The following is an 18143-nucleotide window of genomic DNA, read 5'->3' as shown; positions in this document are numbered from 1 at the left end:
GGCTTAATTCAGCCGGTTACGCTGTAAGAAGCCCTCCCCGCCCAGCTGACGCATCTGACGCAGAATCCACTGCTGGCGCTGGCGTACGTAGCCCGACGGCGCCGCTGCATGGAAGCGGATAGGATTAGGCAACACCGCTGCCAGCAACGCCGCTTCAGCGGCAGTCAGCCGACTGGCTGGCTTGTGGAAATAGCGCTGTGACGCGGCCTCCACGCCAAACACGCCTGGTCCGAATTCGGCAATATTCAGATAGACGGTTAAAATACGCCGTTTGGTCCAGACGGTCTCAATGCCAACCGTCAGACCCGCCTCCAGCCCTTTACGAATCCAGCTGCGTCCATCCCACAGAAACAGATTTTTAGCCGTTTGCTGCGACAGGGTTGATGCACCGCGCATCCGGCTATCGCTGTTATCCAGCACCGACTCAATCGCCGCGACATCAAAGCCCCAGTGAGTCGGGAATTTTTGATCTTCTGAAGCAATCACTGCTAATCCCATCCAGGGTGAAATGTCATCGTGCCCCACCCAGTCCGAATGGGCCACGTAGCTGAAGTCTCCGCGCAACCAGGCCCCCAGCTGACGCTCAACCATCACTGCCGAGAACGGCACCGGCAAAAATGAAAACAGCAAAATGCCTGCCAGCCAAATTCCCAGCCACGCCAGAATGAGTCGGATAGCAATCCGCTTAATACGTTGCCCGACGCTTCCTTTATGCTTACTCATGCAATCTTCCCATACCTGTTTCAGGCGTTAATCAATTACTCGCGTAATCAGTGCGCAATAAAACCATTTATCGCCGTTTTAGCTGAAAACGGCTGTGCGGTTTCCAGACCTCAGGCCGTTATTTTGCATTAAAAAGCGGCAACAGATCGAAATAGTTCAAGTACTTCCGTAAAAAAGGAATCGGTTCCATTCCGCAGGGTCTTTAACACCTTTCCAGATAAACGCTTAATAATTGGTGATAAGCATTAATTTAAATCATTTAATCTGCTTAACTATCCTGTTTTTCCGGCTTTGATATTTTTCATTGATTGCGTACGATTATCCGCATAATGCATCAATTTTTCGTCACATCCTGCTGGCTGGCTCGGCTAAACTGCTTAACTTATGACCCGCCGTAGCAGTCAGGGATGACCGTAAGCAGCCTGAATAAGCGAAATCTTTTTTTCCTTTCCAAATCGTTTTGGGTAAATCAGGCCATTTCGCACGGCTGACGAGTAATATCAGCGCGTTAGCGGTGCTAACTCCTCTGACAAGGCGGCCGCTTCGCTTTAACACGTCGCCTGGTCTGTCGTCGCCGTTCGGGCGCGTTAAAAGCGTTCAAAAAGCGCGAGAACTGATTAAAATAACCGCAGTGCAACACAGAAAATGATTCCTTACTTGACTGTGTTGCCAAATTAATGTTTTCTGTATTTAAACGCTGCTCAACATCACACATTTTAATGAATCTTGTAACACGTTAAGATGAATTTGCTAAGGTGATGGCAGAGTTACCCAATACCACGCGGCTGCATTTACGACTCAAAGCATAGCAGCCGCTACTTTTTCCCTGGTGTTGGCGCAGTATTCGCGCACCCCGGCCTCGGCTGGGGTCATTTTTTTCTGGGGGTTGAGAGTTCCTGCTCCGCTACCCAGTCGCGCAAGACCTGCACATCGTGTCGCCATTCCTGCTTCAGCTCATCGATCCATTCGACCACGTTATCCCACCAGGCTGGCAGTTCCGGACTTTGGATCTGTTTTGCCAGCAGTTGCAGGTGCTGTAACCCCACCGATCCCGCCGCGCCTTTAATTTTGTGGCCCTCTTCAGCGATGCCTTTCTGGTCGCGCGCCATCAGATTAGATTCCAGCACCTCAAGGTAACCCGGCATCATCTTTTCAAACATCGTCAGGCTTTGGGTAATCAGGCTGGGCCCGACCAGCTCGAGATACTGTTCCAGCATCGGGATATCCAGCAGCATCTGGCTTTTATCCGCCTCGTCGATGGCTGTCTCCTCCTCCGGCTCCGCCTGGAAGTCCCAGAACTTTTTGATCATCGCGGTTAGCGCCGGCACTGCCAGCGGCTTGCTGAGCACATCATCCATCCCGGCATCGAAATACTCCTTTTTGTCCTTCAGCACGTTGGCGGTCAGCGCCACCAGCGGCGGCAGATGCATACCCTGATGCTGCTGGCGAATCGCCCGCGACACATCCAGCCCGGTCATGTCGGGTAGCTGAATATCCAGCAGCACCAGATCGAACTCCAGCGGGTCAAACATCGCCAGCGCATCGCCGCCGGTCATCGCCACCTCAACACTGCAGCCCAGTTTCTCCAGCACCGAGCGCGCCACAATAACGTTCAGTTCGATATCCTCGACCAGCAGAACGTGCAGCGCCGGCAAGGGCAGGCTGTCGTCTACGCCTTCATCTTCGACCTCTTCCGCAATGCGTGGTGCTTTGATCTCTACAGTGAAGCATGAACCCTGCCCCGGCGCGCTTTGCACCCGGATGTCGCCGCCCATGGCCTGTGCCAGCCGGCGCGATACCGCCAGGCCAATTCCGGTGCCGGTAGCCGGTTTGCCACCGTGCTGATCCTTGACCTGGTAATACATGGCGAAAATTTTGTCCTGCTCCTCCTGGCGGATGCCCATGCCGGAATCCTGCACCTCAAAGCGCAGCGTCTCATCCTGCTCATACGCCACCCGCACCACGATCTCGCCCTGCCGGGTAAACTTCACGGCGTTGCCAATCAGGTTCCAGAGGATCTGTCGCAGTCGGGTGCCGTCGGTGGAGATCATATGCGGCAGCGGAAGCTGCGGTGCGAGCACAAACTTCAGCCCTTTTGGCTGCGCCAGCAGGCCGGAGAGGTTCTCTAAATCGGCAAGGAAACTGGTGAAGTCGAGCGGCTGATTGTCCAGCTGCACTTTGCGACGCTCAATTTTGTCGACTTCAATCACGTCATTGAAGATGTTTCCCAGCGTGATGGCAGAGACATGGATGGTTTTCAGGTACTTCAGTTGTTCCTGATTCAGATCGGTATCGAGCAGAATGCGGCTCAGCCCGACAATGCCGTTAAGCGGCGTACGCAGCTCGTGGCTGATAGTCGAGATAAAGGTGGTCTTTTCCCGGCTGGCGTTCTCTAACGCGTCCTGGTAGCGCTTACGCTCGGTTATATCGCGACCAAACCCCATCAGTCCGCTGCGTTTGCCGACGCGGTCGTAATAAGGCACTTTGCGGATCTCAAAACAGGCTTTGCGCCCATCGGGGTATTGCAGCCACTGTTCATAGGTCAGTGAAACGTTATGACGGAATACCTTCTCATCGGTTTCCAGCACCTTGGTGGCCGCTTCATCATCGTAGATATCGCGCGGCGTCAGGCCAATCAGTTGTTTTTCACTTTTGCCTGTCAGCAGTTCCATCGCGCGGTTACAGCCTGAGAACTGCTTGTCGATGTTGCGGTAGAACACCAGATCCGGCGAGGCATCAAGGAATGAGCGCAGAAAAGAGGATTGCTGCTCCAGCTCTATCTGTGCCTGCTCGCGCCGCGTCACTTCCTCGCGCAGTTTGTCCATCACCTGCTCACGCGCCTGCTCCGCCTTTTTACGGTCGGTGATCTCCTGATTCAGCTGGGTGATGGTCTCTTTCATCTGCTGATTCAGTTCCAGGTCGCGCGGGTGCGCATCTCTTCCAGTTTATCCACCAGCCTCGCCAGCCGCTGTCGCGATTCCTCCAGCTGATCGACCACCACCGACAGGAAATAGACCGCCCACGGCGTGATCAGCAGCCCGAAGAACACCGATCGCACCATGTCGATGCTCTCGACATGCCCACGCAGTACCATGGTGACCGCCATCTGGACAATCATCGCCAGCACCACCAGCGCCGAGGCCAGCAGCAGCGAGAACCGCACCAGTCCGAGCTTCACCATCAAATCCACGTAATATTGTGCCAACAGCCGAATTTGTTTCATAAAAACTCCCTGGAAGAGAAACAGGCTCATGATAGCGTAATTAATCGGCCGACGTCGCAACGCCGCAGCGGAAGATAAGCGATGTAGTGCGCTTTTATGGTGCATCGGCCCGGTTGTTCGGCGACGTTTATGACAACCGACTTAAAACCCTTGACTGCGTGTGCCAAATGAATAATCTGTAAGGCCGCCATTTAAACGGCGAGTCATCCGCACGGTGTTTTTTCAATCTCCTGGCAACGCTCAGTTGTACAGGCCTGCCTCATTTAATGAATACTCATTCATCTTTAATGATGTTTTAAGCATGTCTATCCTGATTAATTTTACTTATAACCCTGCGCTGTTTCATTCAAATATTCGGACATAAGAAAAACAGATACATCCTGTGCATCAGCGGTACTGAACAGCATTTAATGCTGTTAAAGCCCGCCTCACCAGCATGGTGCAGAGATTGGACGGCTGCACTACAGTGAGTCAGTTCACATTTATCGACCGATCACCACCGGCTAAAGTAAGACAATTTGAACCTTATAACGCTTTAAATTCATGAAGTTAGCATGATAAACGGTACAATAACCCTGTCTGCCCGCCTCATTTGACCTGATTACGCTTTCCCGATAAGTTGGAAATCCGCTGAAAGCTTTCCTGACGGGCCAGTGTCTCGGCATATCTATGCAACAAGAAGACTCCCGCGTGGTTTAAGTCATCTCCTTTAAGAGACCGGAAATCGAAGAGCAGCTCAATTAAGGACGTTTCACCGATGTCTGGAGAGAAATGCTCAGGGTTATGACGCGCGCTCGACAGAGCATGGCGATGAAAATGAAGTGCGCCTCAGTTGCGCTAAGACCCTGAAAAAGTGCAGGTAATGTCAAAAGCAGTTTAAGGAGACCCTCAATGTCCACTAACAAACCTCATTCCTATGGCTTGTATGACCCAACAGCAGGCAGTGATAGCTGTGGTGTAGGTTTCATAACGCGTAAGGACGGCGAGCAGACCCATGAGATTCTGCAGATGGCGCACAGCGCCCTGTGTACTGTGCCGCATCGAGGCGGCATGTCGGCGGAAGGCGTGGGCGATGGCGCCGGCGTTAACGTCGATCTCTCCCTGCATTTCTTCCGTAAAATTACCGGCCAGCCGCTGGAAGCGGGCCGCTTTGGCGTCGGTAACTTCTTCGTGCCGAAAGATGCCGAACTGCGCGCGAACGCAGAACGTCTGGTCGATGAAACGCTGAGCAGCTTTAACCTGCCGGTAATCATGAAGCGTGATATGCCGCTCGATAGCAGCGTGACGCGTCCGGCGGCAGTGCAGTTTCAGTTACCGATTCTGCAGTGGATTTTCACTGCACCACAGGACGTGGCCGATCAGAACGACTTCGAACAACGCATTTACCGCGCCCTGTTAACCATCGAAGCGCGTGCCTTTACTGAAAGTGAATTTGGCGGTCTTTATCCGCTGTCACTCTCCTCACGCACCCAGGTGTTCAAAGCACGTCTGAATTCCAATGAAGTGATCCCTTACTTCAAAGATCTGACCGATCCCGATCATCAGGTACGCGGGCTGTTTTTCCATACCCGCTTCTCGACCAACACCGATCCGCATACCACCATGGCGCAGCCGTTCCGTCTGATGGCGCACAACGGTGAACTGAATACCGACCGCAAGAACCGCATTGCCGAGTCGGCACTGGCGCTGGCGCGCGGCAAGAAAATTGTGCGGCCGAAAGGCCAGTCGGACAGCTCGCGTCTCGATCAGAGCATCCACAGCCGTCTGATGGAAGATAACCTCGACCTGATCACCGCCGTGGTCTCGATGATGCCGCCCGCCTGGGAAAATGACAGCTCACTGTCACCAGAAGTGCGCGACATGCTGGAATACTTCTCGCTGTATGAAGAGAAGAACGACGGCCCGGCGGCGTTAATCTTTGGAAATGGCGAAGTGATTGGTGCGCGTCTCGACCGTCTTGGTCTGCGTCCGCTGCGCTCAGTGGAAACCGCGGAATATATCGGCGCAATGTCCGAAGCGGGCCAGATCGCCTTCCCGCCGGAAAGCGTGCTGCGTCGCGGCCGTATCGAAGCCGGCGGGATGCTCTATTTCGATCATCGCGAAAAACGCAGCTACACCACGGTGCAGGCGCTGGAAAAACTGGCTGCTGAAAAAGATTATCCGGCACTGCTGCGCCAGGCGCGCGTCGGTCTGGAAGATCTGCCAGAGATCCCGGCTGAGCAGCAGGGCTCGCCGCTGCGCTATCGCGGTGACCTGAAGACCTATCAGCGCTTTGTGGCCTACTACTACAACCAGGAAAGCTTCAAGTTCATGATGGACCCGATGCTGAACACCGGCGCAGAGAAGATCTCGGCGATGGGTTACGGCAACGCGATTAACGGTCTGTCCGATCATGAAGGCGGCATGGCGCACTATTTCTCGCAGCGCTTCGCCCAGGTCACTAACCCGCCACTCGATTCTATCCGTGAAGTGGATGGCATGACGCTGCGGGTCGCGCTGGGTGCTAAACCGCATCTCGGCCGCAGTAAAGGCCGTCAGATCGTGGTGCCTTCGCCGATCCTCAGCCATCTCGATATGCTGCGTTTACGCGAGCAGACCATTGCACCTTATGCCCGTTTTGAGATGCTGTACGAGCCGGTGATTGGCAAAGATCTGTTGAGCACCACGGCTAACGCCAACGCGCTGGAGAAGGCGATTGATGATCTGGCCCAGCAGGTGGTCGATTTCGCCCGCAGCCAGGGCGGCATCGCGGTCCTGACCGATCGCCACATCTCCTCTAAGCAGGCGGCGATTCCGATGCTGCTGGTGGTCTCTGCCATCAACCAGCGTCTGGTGCAGGAAGGCCTGCGTCTGGATGTTTCGCTGGTGGTGGAGAGCGGCCAGAGCATTTCGTCGCACCACATTGCCGCCACGCTGGGCTTCGGTGCCTCGGCTATCTATCCGCTTGGCGTACAGATGCGCGCCGAAGAGAAGTTCGGTGAAGGCGAAGAAGGCAATAAAGCCTTTAAACGCTATGCCAAAGCGGCTGAAAAAGCGCTGATGAAAACCATGGGTAAAGTGGGCCTCTGTACCGTTGAAAGCTACAGCAGCGGCGAGTTCTTTGAGCCAAACTTCCTCAACACTGACGATCCGGTGCTGAAAAAGTATTTCCCGAATATCAAAACCCCGGTCGGCGGCGCTGGTTTCGCCACCATCGCGCAGATGGCGGTCGACTGGCATCAGAGCGCGCTGAAGATTCAGGGCGAATCTGAGGTACCGTTGCTGGGTCTGTTTAAAGAGCGTGCCGAAGGCGCGGGTCACTCGTATGGCACTATTGCGGTACGTACCTTTATTGATATGACCGAAGAGCCGATCCGCTTTGCCGATAAAGCGCGTGAAGAGGATAACTTTATCCGCCTGATGACGCTGGCGAAGCTCGACAACGCCTTTGGCATCAAGCCAGAAACCTTTAAAGACAGCAGTTTCGAGCGCATCCCGGATGAGGTGATCAACAATTTTACCATCACCGCCGATTACCGTCAGTTCTCCAGCCTGATGTATGAAGAGCGTAAACGTCGCCCGGCGGCATTGCGCGATATTCTGACCTTCCCGGCTGACCTGACCCACATCGACAGTGAAGCGGAGTTCCGCCGCAAGCTGGGACGTTACTCGCTGACCAACAACGGCTTTGCAATCCGCGGCCTGGTGTGTGAAGCCGTGGATGGCAGCCTGAATCACTTTATGCTGCGCCTGACCGATGCGATCGCTGGTCTGAAGCCAGAGCATGAGCGTCTGCAGAACCTGTCGCGTGCGCTGAAATTCCGCTTTAACGACGATATCGAGAGCAGTGAAGTGGTCGACGGCGGCCTGAAAGTGACCGCTTACGGCAAAGCGGCCGATTATCTGTCGCGTATTTTCACTACCCTGCCCTCACTGCCGCTGAGCGAAGTGCAGCCGGCCTGTGAAATCACCCGCACTTTTGCTTCCGGTGCGATGAGTCACGGTGCGCTGGTCGCGCCAGCCCATGAAGCCGTCGCGCATGGCACCAACATGGTCGGCGGCATGAGTAACTGCGGTGAAGGTGGCGAACACTACTCGCGTCACGGCACTATTCGTGCATCACGTATCAAACAGCTGGCGTCGGGTCGCTTCGGCGTCTGGGCGGCCTACCTGGCCGATCCGATGCTGGAAGAGCTGGAAATTAAAATTGGTCAGGGTGCTAAGCCGGGTGAAGGCGGTCAGCTACCGGCAGCCAAAGTCACGGTGGAAATCGCCGCGGCCCGTGGCGGTACGCCTGGCGTCGAGCTGGTCTCGCCACCACCGCATCACGACACCTATTCGATTGAAGATCTGGCGCAGCTGATCCATGACTGTAAAGCCGCGCGGGTGCGGGTCATCGTTAAGCTGGTCTCGTCGGAAGGCATCGGCACCATCGCGGTTGGCGTGGCCAAAGCGGGGGCAGACGTCATCAACGTGGCAGGCAACACCGGCGGCACCGGTGCCGCTTCCGTTACCAGCCTGAAATATACCGGCCGCGTGGCGGAAATTGGCATCGCGGAAGTGCATCAGGCGCTGTGCGCCAATGGCCTGCGTGACAAAGTGCTGCTGCGCTGTTCTGGTGCCCAGCAAACCGGCAGCGATGTGGTGAAATCCGCGCTGCTGGGTGGCGACAGTTTTGAATTCGGTACCACGGCCCTGATGATGCTGAAATGCGTGATGGCGAAAAACTGTAACGTCAAATGCCCGGCGGGCTTAACCACTAACGCTGAAGCCTTTGATGGCGATCCACGCCAGCTGGCACAGTACTTCCTCAATGTCGCGCATGAAGTGCGTGAGATTCTGGCGCGTATGGGCCTGCGTTCGCTGCGTGAAGCTCGCGGCCGCTCTGACCTGCTGCATCTGATGGATCACCCGCTGGAAGTGGGCAAGCTCGATTTACGCGCCATGCTGACCATGGTGCCGGAGCTGAAAATCGAACATCCGGTTTACCTGGAAAAAGATTTTGAACTGGACGATGGCTGGGTTGAGCAGATGAAACAGGCGCTGGTTGAACAACGTCAGCCAGCGATCACACTGGGCGATAACGTGGTGCTCAACAACCGCAATAAGAGCGTCGGCGGCCAGCTGGCGATCGATATTGAACGGATGCTGAACCATCAGCTGAGCGCAGAGCAACTGCAGGCGATGCCGGCAGTGCTGGCCGACGATCGTGGCCGTCACTACCTGGCGCCCGAGAGTGTGAAAATTTCCACTTCCGGTTCTGCCGGTCAGTCGTTTGGCGCCTTCTGCAACGATGGTATGCAGATGCGGCACTATGGCACCTGTAACGACGGCGTCGGCAAAGGACAGTGTGGCGGTGAACTGGTGGTGATGTCACCAGGCGGCGGCGCACAGGACGGCGATGGCAACGTGCTGATCGGCAACTTCGCCCTGTTTGGTGCCACCGGTGGACGTCTGTTTGTCCAGGGTCAGGCGGGTGACCGTTTCGCCGTGCGTAACTCCGGTGCCACGGCGGTGGTTGAAGGGGTTGGCGATTTCTGCTGCGAATATATGACCAACGGCGCCATCCTTAACCTGGGAACCTTCGGTAAAGGGTTTGGCAACGGCATGAGCGGCGGGTTCGCCTATCAGTACGACCCCTATGGCTCACTGGCCAGCCATGCGGCCGGCGATTCGGTGCTGTTTGGTTCGATTGCCGATCAGGATGAGATGGCCCGGGTGCACAAGCAGGCGGTGCTGACCATGCTGAACTGGCATCTGGAGGCGACCCAATCGCCGCGTGCAGCGTGGCTGCTGGAGAACTGGGAAACCGAGTGCCACCACTTTGTCTATGTTATGCCGCGCTCGCTGCTGCTTTACCAGGATGGCGGTGAAATCCTGAAAGCGAAAACGCGCAAAGATCTGCTGGAAGAGCTGTCGACAGCGCTGGCGGGTCATCAGGTGGCGAAGTTTAAAGCCGCATGGCGTCAGGGAAAAACCATCGCCAACGGTGCAGTACCGGCTTACGGTGCCACCGACACGCTGGAGATGTTTGTCCTGCTCAACAACTACACCGTGCTGAGCTTCGCGCAGCAACTGGCGCTGGGCAAACTGCCAAAAGGCACGCCGGTTGAAGATCCGGCGGTTGAAAAAGCGGTGCGCAACCTGCTGATGACCGAAGATTTTTCACTGGTCAGCAAGCTGCAACGCCATGCCCGTTCAGCCATTGAAAGCTACACCGACGATGAGTTGGCCAGCCTGATCGGTACCAAACGGATGTCAGATTACAAAGCCGCGTTAACGCAGCGCAACATCCGTTCGATGGATAGCCTGGCGACCTATGGCTGGATTATGTATCAGGATGCCTGTAACCGGGAAGTGCTGGGACATCTGCCTGATTTTGAAGAGCTGTTTGCCCGTGCGGCACTGCCTGAAATTGCCGCAGCGGTGGGTAAACTGTCCTGACAGGACGGCCGACCTGAGTGAACGTGAATATTATTAATTGATATTATCCGGATTAAGCGTGGTAACGCGCAGCAGAAGGTCCGCCCTCTTCGCCGACGACTCTGTCGGCGGAGAAAACGGACCGGCTCCCTGCGAACGGCGTGGCTTATGACGGGTGAAAACGGGATTGAGTAAAAGTACCCATGAAAATTCCTTATATTCCAGAAGATGCACCCTTTAATGGCGATCAGAAATACTGGCTGGCGGGCTTCCTCGCCGGTCTTCACTCCCGTTTACTGGTGTTAGAAGACAAGCAGCAGCCTGCGGCCGGAACGGGCGCCGCGGCCACCACCCAACTGCATATTCTCTACGGGTCACAAACCGGCAACGCGGAAGCGCTGGCGCAAACTGCTGCCAAATCAGCGCGTGCCAAAGGGTTGGTGCCGGTGGTTCAGGCGCTGGGCGATGTAGACCTGGATGTATTTGCCACCATGCGTCACGTACTGATCGTCACCTCCACCTACGGCGAAGGCGAAATGCCGGACAACGCCCAGCTGTTCTGGGATGCGATCTCCGCCAGCACCGCGCCGCGTCTGGAGCAGATGCACTTTGCCGTGCTGGCGATTGGTGATACCGGCTACGATGGCTTCTGCCAGGCAGGTAAATTCATTGATATGCGTCTGGAGCAGCTGGGCGCGAAACGCGTGGTCGATCGTATCGATTGCGATATCGATTATGAAGAGCCGTCCAGCGAATGGCTGAACAGTTCGATGCCACAGTTTGCCGCCAGCGCAGGCAGCAGCGGCACCGTGCTGGAGAGCGCACCAGAAGCGCCGGTAATCCCGGGCAGCAACAAGTCGAATCCTTACGCTGCAGCGCTGATCACCAATAAGCGCCTGTCGGGCGAGCAGTCCGCGAAAGACATCCGCCACTTCGAGTTTGACCTGACCGACAGTGGCCTGAAATATGAGGCAGGCGATGCGCTGGGTGTTATCCCGGTCAATGAACCTTCGCTGGTCAGCCTGCTGCTGACCCAGCTGAATGCCGATTACCAGACGCCGGTGCCCGGTTTTGACCGCAGCCTCGGCGATCTGCTGACCTATCAGTTTGAAATTTCAGAACCGTCACGCAAGCTGATTGAGTGGGTCGGACAGAACACCACCAACCAGGAACTGCGGCATGTATTGCAGCACGACGATAAAGATGCGCTCGGCGTCTGGCTGTGGGGTAAAGATACGCTCGACCTGCTGCAGCTTGAGCTGACCCGTTCGTTGCCGGTGCCGGAACTGGTCGCGCTGCTGCGTCCGTTACAGCATCGTGCCTACTCCATCTCGTCCAGCTCGAAGGCGCACCCTAACCAGGTTCACCTGACAGTGGCCTCAGTACGTTATCACAGCGGTGGCCGTAATCGTGGCGGCGTCTGCTCAACCTATCTGGCCGAACGCGTACGTCGTGGTGAAAAGCCCGCCATTTTCATCTCGCCAAATAAAGCGTTTCGCGTGCCGGCGAATAACAGCGCCCCGCTGATCATGGTCGGACCGGGCACCGGTATCGCCCCGTTCCGCGCCTTTTTGCAGGAGCGCCAGGCGACCGGCGCGCAGGGTAAAAACTGGCTGTTCTTTGGCGATCAGCATCAGGAACATGACTTCATCTATCGTGATGAACTCACCGGCTGGCACGACAGCGGTTTACTGACCCGGCTGGATCTGGCGTTCTCGCGCGACCAGGAGAAGAAAATCTACGTACAGACCCGTATGCTGGAACAGGGCGCAGAGCTCTATGCCTGGCTGCAGGAAGGTGCCTATTTCTACGTCTGTGGTGATGCCTCACGCATGGCGAAAGATGTCGACAGCGCACTGTATGAAGTGGTGCGTCAGTTCGGCGGACTTTCCAGCGAACGTGCAGCCGACTACATCGATCAGCTGAAGAAAGAGAAGCGTTACCTGCGTGACGTCTATTAAGTCGCCCCGCGTTAACGCATAAAAAATCCGGCTTGCGCAGGCAGCCGGATTTTTTTATGCCCAATCGGCAGGCAAAAAAATACCCGTCGTGATGACGGGTATCCGATGTTATTTCACGACGCGCAGTGAAGGCCGTCCGCCACGCGGTGGTGGATCGTCGTCAGGCGGCGTCTCGTCATCGCCGGCATCGTCAGGACGATCACCATCAATCACGGACATCATCGTCTCTTCCTGACCGTCTGACGTCTCCTGAGAAGACAGCTCGTAAGCCGGTTCAGGTTCGAACATCGTTCCTGCACCGTTTTCACGGGCATAGATCGCCAGAATCGCCGCCATCGGCACGTTCACCTGGCGAGGAACGCCACCGAAACGGGCGTTAAACGACACCTGATCGTTAGCCAGATCGAGATTGCCGACAGCGCGTGGCGCAATGTTCAACACGATCTGTCCATCGCGCGCATACTCAAGCGGCACCTGCACGCCAGGCAGATTAATGTCGACCACCAGATGCGGCGTTAACTGGTTGTCGAGCAACCAGTCATAGAAAGCGCGCAGCAGATAGGGGCGACGTGCGGTAAGTTGCGACATTTCCATAAATTAGCCCCGGGCTTGCAGGCGCATTTCACGTTCAGCTTCAGTTAATGAAGCAAGGAAAGAGTCGCGCTCGAAGACGCGGTTCATATAGCCTTTCAGCTCTTTTGAACCGGAGCCGATCAAGTCGATGCCCATTGATGGCAGACGCCACAACAGCGGGGCCAGATAGCAGTCGACCAGGCTGAACTCTTCACTCATGAAGAACGGTGTGCGACCAAACAGCGGTGCAATCGCCAGCAGCTCTTCACGCAGTTGCTTGCGAGCGGCTTCAGCTTCCTGACCGCTGCTGTTCTCAACGGTTCTCATCAGGCTGTACCAGTCCTGCTCGATGCGGTGCATCATCAGACGGCTTTCACCACGGGCAACCGGATAAACCGGCATCAGCGGTGGATGCGGGAAACGCTCATCTAAATATTCCATGATGATGCGTGATTCATACAGCGTCAGCTCACGATCTACCAGCGTCGGCACCGTGCGATACGGGTTGAGGTCAATCAGATCCTGCGGCAGGTTATCCATTTCGACCTGCTCGATCTCTACGCTGACACCCTTCTCCGCCAGGACGATACGTACCTGATGGCTGAAAATGTCAGTAGGACCAGAAAACAGCGTCATTACCGAACGTTTGTTGGCAGCGACAGCCATGAAAACCTCCAAGTTTGTTCACAAAAAGTTACTGCGAATAGCCAACCATCCGGCGACTCACTTGCTCATAGAACTCGCACGCAACCCACGTTAGCTGCGTCGTATACTGATATCCCGACGGCGGGGAGACGCATAACGCACCGGCCTGCGGGCGCAAAGTGACACAGAGTTTACCAGATTTTAGGCAGCTTGTGGGCGTGGAATGAATCTTTGCGGGGAAATTGGGAGCGCCGTTAACGTTTTTCCACCTGCACCGGCACGGCGGAAGAAAGCAAAAAACCCGCCGAAGCGGGTTTTTTGTGCCAATTGTCTCTGCCGAAGCAGCAACAATTAACGCTTGGAGAACTGCGGACGACGACGTGCTTTACGCAGGCCGACTTTCTTACGTTCAACCTGACGCGCATCACGGGTAACGAAGCCAGCTTTACGCAGCTCCGCACGCAGAGATTCGTCATATTCCATCAGAGCGCGGGTGATACCGTGACGGATCGCACCAGCCTGACCAGAAATACCACCACCTTTAACGGTGACGTACAGATCGAATTTACCAACCAGATCCAGCAGCTCAAGCGGCTGACGAACTACCATGCGGGCAGTTTCGCGACCGAAGTACTGTTCCAGAGAACGTTGGTTGATAACGATGTTACCGCTACCCGGCTTAATAAATACGCGAGCGGTAGAGCTTTTGCGGCGACCAGTGCCGTAGTTTTGAGTTTCAGCCATTGCCTTTAATCCCGATTAAATGTCAAGAACTTGCGGTTGCTGTGCCGCATGGGTGTGCTCGTTGCCTGCGTAAACTTTCAGTTTACGGTACATAGCACGACCCAGCGGGCCCTTCGGCAGCATGCCTTTAACCGCGATCTCAATCACACGCTCAGGACGGCGAGCAATCATCTCTTCAAAGGTCGCCTGTTTGATACCACCGATGTGACCAGTGTGATGATAGTAAATCTTGTCAGTACGCTTGTTGCCGGTTACAGCAACTTTTTCTGCGTTCAGAACGATGATGTAATCACCTGTATCAACGTGCGGAGTGTATTCCGCTTTATGCTTACCACGCAGACGCGCGCCAGTTCAGTCGCCAGGCGACCCAAAGTTTTGCCCGTTGCGTCAACTACAAACCAGTCACGTTGGACGGTTTCTGGTTTAGCTGTAAAAGTTTTCATCGAAAAGCTTACCCAAATTAAGTTACACGTTGGTGAAATCCCAAACGCTTAAGTAAACGATTGAGGCTCACACGACCATTTTGACCAGCAAGCCACCCCTTCGGATAGAGTTACTGGAACACAGAGGATTTGGGAAAAAAATCCTTTGCTGTAACGTGGGGTCGCAAGATTATAGAGAAGTCGGTTGCAAAAATCGAACCCTATTTCACTATTTATCTGCTTTATTCTCACGGCAGGTGCGGCAGACGCAGATACTCTTCGCTCTGCATCTCCTGCAGGCGGGATAAGCAGCGCTGGTATTCAAATTTCAGCCGTGTGCCCTGATAAATCTCGGTCAGCGAGGTTTCCGCCGCCACGACCAGCTTCACATGACGCTCATAGAATTCATCCACCAGTGCGAGGAAACGGCGCGCCTGATCCTCGGTTTTATAAATCATCACCGGTACATCATGCAGCAATACGCTGTGGAAACGCCGCGACAGGGCAATATAGTCATGCTGACTGCGCCCTTCACCGCACAGCGTAGTGAAGTTGATCGCCAGCACACCATCACTGACACCCAGCGTCGGCATCTGACGGTGGTTGATCTCCAGCACCGGCGCCTGTTCCGGTTTCCCGCCCGCCAGCGCCTGGAACATCCGCGCCATCTCTGCCTGGGTGGCCGCGTTCAGCGGAGAGTTCCACAGATGGGCCGAGGTCAGCGTCCGTAACCGGTAATCGATGCCCGCATCAACGTTCATCACATCGCAATGGGTTTTAATCTGCTCAATCGCTGGCAGGAAGCGCGCGCGCTGTAACCCGTTACGGTAGAGATCATCCGGCGGAATGTTTGAGGTCGCGACCAGTGCGATGCCGCGTTCAAACAGCGCTTCCATCAGGGTGCCAAGCAGCATCGCATCGGTGATGTCGGAAACGAAAAACTCGTCGAAACAGAGGATATCGGTTTCGGCTTTAAACCGGTCAGCGATAATCAGCAGCGGATCGCTCTGGCCCTGCAGTTGGGTCAGCTCTTCGTGTACCCGCAGCATAAAGCGGTGAAAATGGAGCCGCAGTTTGCGATCGCCAGGAATAGACTGAAAAAACAGGTCCATGACCCAGGTTTTCCGCGACCGACACCGCCCCACATGTATAAGCCACGCAGTGGGGCTGGCGTTTCATTTTTCTCTTTGCCGATCAACTTCGTCAGGCGGCCCAGCAGGCCAGATGTGGCAGGTGCAGCAGATTGCTGACGGGCGACCAGGGCGTGCTGGAGCGCGTCTAAACGGGTAATGGCTTCACGTTGTACGTCATCGGGCTTGAATTCGCCCTGCGACAGCGCCTGCTCATAGCGGGCAAGCGGAGATGAGGTTTGCATTGTTCTCTCAGAGTCCCTGAATTTTGTCTGATTCATACAGCAGTTGTCGAAAAAAAGGCCGTTCTACACTAAGCCATGCCGCTCCAGAGTTCCACATCCATAAGATTAACGGGTATAGTGAGTACTATTGGAGTGGTGCAATGCCCTACGGAACAACGGAAATAACACGGGAGTCATTATGACCTGGGAATACGGGCTAATTGGTTTAGTGGTAGGCATTATTGTCGGCGCAGTCGCGATGCGTTTTGGCAACAAGAAATTGCGTGAGCAGCGCAGCATGCAGTACGAACTGGAAAAAACCAAAGCGGAGCTGTCAGATTATCGCGAAGAGCTGACCAATCACTTTGCACAGAGTGCGGAGTTGCTGGACAATATGGCACGCGACTATCGTCAGCTCTATCAGCATATGGCGAAAGGCTCCAATGACCTGCTGCCTAATCTGCCGGGTGAGAAAAACCCGTTTGCCTATCAGTTGACGGAGGCGGAAGCCGATAACGATCAGGTCCCGGTACAGATGCCGCGTGACTACTCTGAAGGGGCATCCGGTTTACTGCGCGGCGAGCGCCCTGCCCGCGACTAATCTTTTGGGGCGCAGCCGGTCTGCGCCCACGTTTTTTGCGAACCCTGGCCTCAAACGACTGTCACACTGATTTATTCCCCCCACTTTTTGCAGCGAGAGCGTTGTAGCAATGAAAAAACAAGCACGACTGTTTAGCGCATTAGCCTTGAGTATTGGGATGGGCCTTGCCGCCACGCCAGACGCGATGGCAACGCTACCGGCACAAATCGCCGGTCAGCCGCTGCCAAGCCTGGCGCCGATGCTGGAGAAAGTGCTGCCCGCCGTGGTCAGCGTTCACGTTGAAGGCACCGAGTCGGCGTCGCAGGGCCAGGACATTCCTGAGCCGCTGAAACGCTTCTTCGGCCAGATGCCTGGCGGTAATAATCAGCCACAGCCCTTCGAAGGACTCGGTTCAGGGGTGATCATTGACGCCGCCAAAGGTTACGTGCTGACCAATAACCATGTGGTCAACGGCGCGGATAAGATTAATGTGCAGTTGGGCGACGGCAGTGAATATGAAGCCAAACTGATCGGTCATGATGAGCAGACCGATATCGCCTTAATTCAGATCGAGGGTGCAAAAAACCTGACCCAGGTAAAAGTGGCCGATTCCGATCAGCTGAAAGTGGGTGATTTCGCTGTGGCGATCGGTAACCCGTTTGGTCTGGGTCAGACCGCAACCTCCGGTATTATCTCGGCGCTGGGGCGTAGCGGCCTGAATCTGGAAGGCCTGGAAAACTTTATCCAGACCGATGCAGCGATTAACCGCGGTAACTCAGGCGGCGCGCTGGTCAATCTGAATGGCGAACTGATCGGCATTAACACGGCGATTCTGGCGTCAAGCGGCGGCAATATCGGCATTGGCTTCGCCATTCCCAGCGATATGGCGATGAATCTCGCGCAGCAGCTGATTAAATATGGCGAAGTGAAGCGCGGCCAGCTCGGCATCAAAGGCACTGAAATGACTGCGGATATGGCCAGGGCGTTTAACGTCGATGCGCAGCGCGGTGCCTTTGTCTCGGAAGTACTGCCGCAGTCAGCGGCCCAGAAAGCGGGCGTAAAATCCGGCGATATCATCACCTCGGTGAATGACAAACCGATTACCAGCTTCGCCGAACTGCGGGTGAAGATCGGCACCACCGCGCCAGGCGAGCAGGTGAAGCTTGGTTTGCTGCGTGAAGGTAAGCCGGTCACGGTCACCGTCACGCTGGAGCAAAGCGCACAAACTACGGCCAGTGCCCAGCTGATGTCGCCGGCACTTCAGGGTGCCACGCTGAGTGATGGTCAGACCAAAACCGGTGATAAAGGGGTGAAGGTCGATACCATCGAAAAAGGCACGCCGGCTGAACAGGTTGGCTTGCAAAAAGATGACGTGATTGTTGGCGTTAACCGCAACCGCGTTCAGTCGATCGCGGAAATGCGTAAAGTGCTGGAAGGCAAACCGCCGGTACTGGCGCTGAATGTGGTACGCGGCGACGAAAGTATCTATCTGTTGTTGAGATAAACCTCGCATTAT

The 18143-nt window shown here is 55.4% G+C and carries 8 protein-coding genes and 3 pseudogenes; 4 read left to right on the top strand and 7 right to left on the bottom strand.

What is annotated here, in order from left to right; genetic code table 11:
- Nucleotides 1-3: 3 nt before the first annotated feature.
- Entirely contained in the window at nucleotides 4-723 is a 720-nt protein-coding gene (gene mtgA, locus HA41_RS20225) for a monofunctional biosynthetic peptidoglycan transglycosylase (RefSeq protein WP_094122238.1), read from the bottom strand.
- 869 nt (nucleotides 724-1592) lie between these two features.
- Nucleotides 1593-3946: pseudogene (arcB, locus tag HA41_RS20220) on the bottom strand (aerobic respiration two-component sensor histidine kinase ArcB).
- Between the two features lie 891 nt (nucleotides 3947-4837).
- On the opposite strand from arcB, the gene HA41_RS20215 reads away from it, so the two are divergent.
- Both HA41_RS20215 and HA41_RS20210 read left to right on the top strand, forming a co-directional pair.
- Nucleotides 4838-10369 carry a glutamate synthase-related protein gene (locus tag HA41_RS20215; protein WP_094122237.1) on the top strand — a complete coding sequence of 1844 codons (5532 nt, stop codon included), beginning with the start codon at nucleotides 4838-4840 and terminating at the stop codon, nucleotides 10367-10369.
- 182 nt (nucleotides 10370-10551) lie between these two features.
- Nucleotides 10552-12309 (top strand): sulfite reductase subunit alpha, encoded by a 1758-nt coding sequence (locus HA41_RS20210; protein ID WP_094122236.1) that lies wholly within the window; start codon nucleotides 10552-10554, stop codon nucleotides 12307-12309.
- Between the two features lie 108 nt (nucleotides 12310-12417).
- Here HA41_RS20210 and sspB read toward each other — a convergent pair whose 3' ends face one another.
- The 5 genes and pseudogenes from sspB to zapE form a co-directional block, all read right to left on the bottom strand.
- Nucleotides 12418-12903, bottom strand: a complete 486-nt coding sequence (gene sspB / locus HA41_RS20205; RefSeq protein WP_094122235.1) for a ClpXP protease specificity-enhancing factor — start codon at nucleotides 12901-12903, stop codon at nucleotides 12418-12420.
- 3 nt (nucleotides 12904-12906) lie between these two features.
- On the bottom strand, nucleotides 12907-13548 hold the full coding sequence (sspA, locus tag HA41_RS20200; protein ID WP_031375458.1) for a stringent starvation protein SspA: 642 nt from the start codon (nucleotides 13546-13548) through the stop codon (nucleotides 12907-12909).
- A 330-nt stretch (nucleotides 13549-13878) separates the two neighbouring features.
- Nucleotides 13879-14271: a 30S ribosomal protein S9 gene (gene rpsI / locus HA41_RS20195; RefSeq protein WP_031375459.1), complete on the bottom strand. Its 393-nt coding sequence runs from the start codon at nucleotides 14269-14271 to the stop codon at nucleotides 13879-13881.
- A gap of 15 nt (nucleotides 14272-14286) precedes the next feature.
- Nucleotides 14287-14714, bottom strand: a pseudogene (rplM, locus tag HA41_RS20190) (50S ribosomal protein L13).
- Between the two features lie 227 nt (nucleotides 14715-14941).
- Nucleotides 14942-16068: pseudogene (gene zapE / locus HA41_RS20185) on the bottom strand (cell division protein ZapE).
- Between the two features lie 178 nt (nucleotides 16069-16246).
- Here zapE and zapG point away from each other — a divergent pair.
- Nucleotides 16247-16648, top strand: coding sequence for a Z-ring associated protein ZapG (gene zapG, locus HA41_RS20180; RefSeq protein WP_094122234.1), 402 nt, complete (start codon nucleotides 16247-16249; stop codon nucleotides 16646-16648).
- Between the two features lie 109 nt (nucleotides 16649-16757).
- Nucleotides 16758-18131: a serine endoprotease DegQ gene (gene degQ / locus HA41_RS20175; protein WP_094122233.1), complete on the top strand. Its 1374-nt coding sequence runs from the start codon at nucleotides 16758-16760 to the stop codon at nucleotides 18129-18131.
- Nucleotides 18132-18143: the final 12 nt, after the last annotated feature.

This window comes from Pantoea conspicua, assembly GCF_002095315.1.
Taxonomy (GTDB): domain Bacteria; phylum Pseudomonadota; class Gammaproteobacteria; order Enterobacterales; family Enterobacteriaceae; genus Pantoea; species Pantoea conspicua.
Note: the sequence above shows the minus strand (reverse complement) of the source record. Positions and strands in the feature narration are given on the sequence as shown.

Excerpts from the sequence above, each read along its gene's own strand:
- rpsI (WP_031375459.1), bottom strand. The coding sequence starts at position 14,271 with ATGGCTGAAACTCAAAACTACGGCACTGGTCGCCGCAAAAGCTCTACC.
- sspB (WP_094122235.1), bottom strand. The coding sequence starts at position 12,903 with ATGGAAATGTCGCAACTTACCGCACGTCGCCCCTATCTGCTGCGCGCT.
- HA41_RS20215 (WP_094122237.1), top strand. The coding sequence starts at position 4,838 with ATGTCCACTAACAAACCTCATTCCTATGGCTTGTATGACCCAACAGCA.
- sspA (WP_031375458.1), bottom strand. The coding sequence starts at position 13,548 with ATGGCTGTCGCTGCCAACAAACGTTCGGTAATGACGCTGTTTTCTGGT.
- zapG (WP_094122234.1), top strand. The coding sequence starts at position 16,247 with ATGACCTGGGAATACGGGCTAATTGGTTTAGTGGTAGGCATTATTGTC.
- degQ (WP_094122233.1), top strand. The coding sequence starts at position 16,758 with ATGAAAAAACAAGCACGACTGTTTAGCGCATTAGCCTTGAGTATTGGG.
- HA41_RS20210 (WP_094122236.1), top strand. The coding sequence starts at position 10,552 with ATGAAAATTCCTTATATTCCAGAAGATGCACCCTTTAATGGCGATCAG.
- mtgA (WP_094122238.1), bottom strand. The coding sequence starts at position 723 with ATGAGTAAGCATAAAGGAAGCGTCGGGCAACGTATTAAGCGGATTGCT.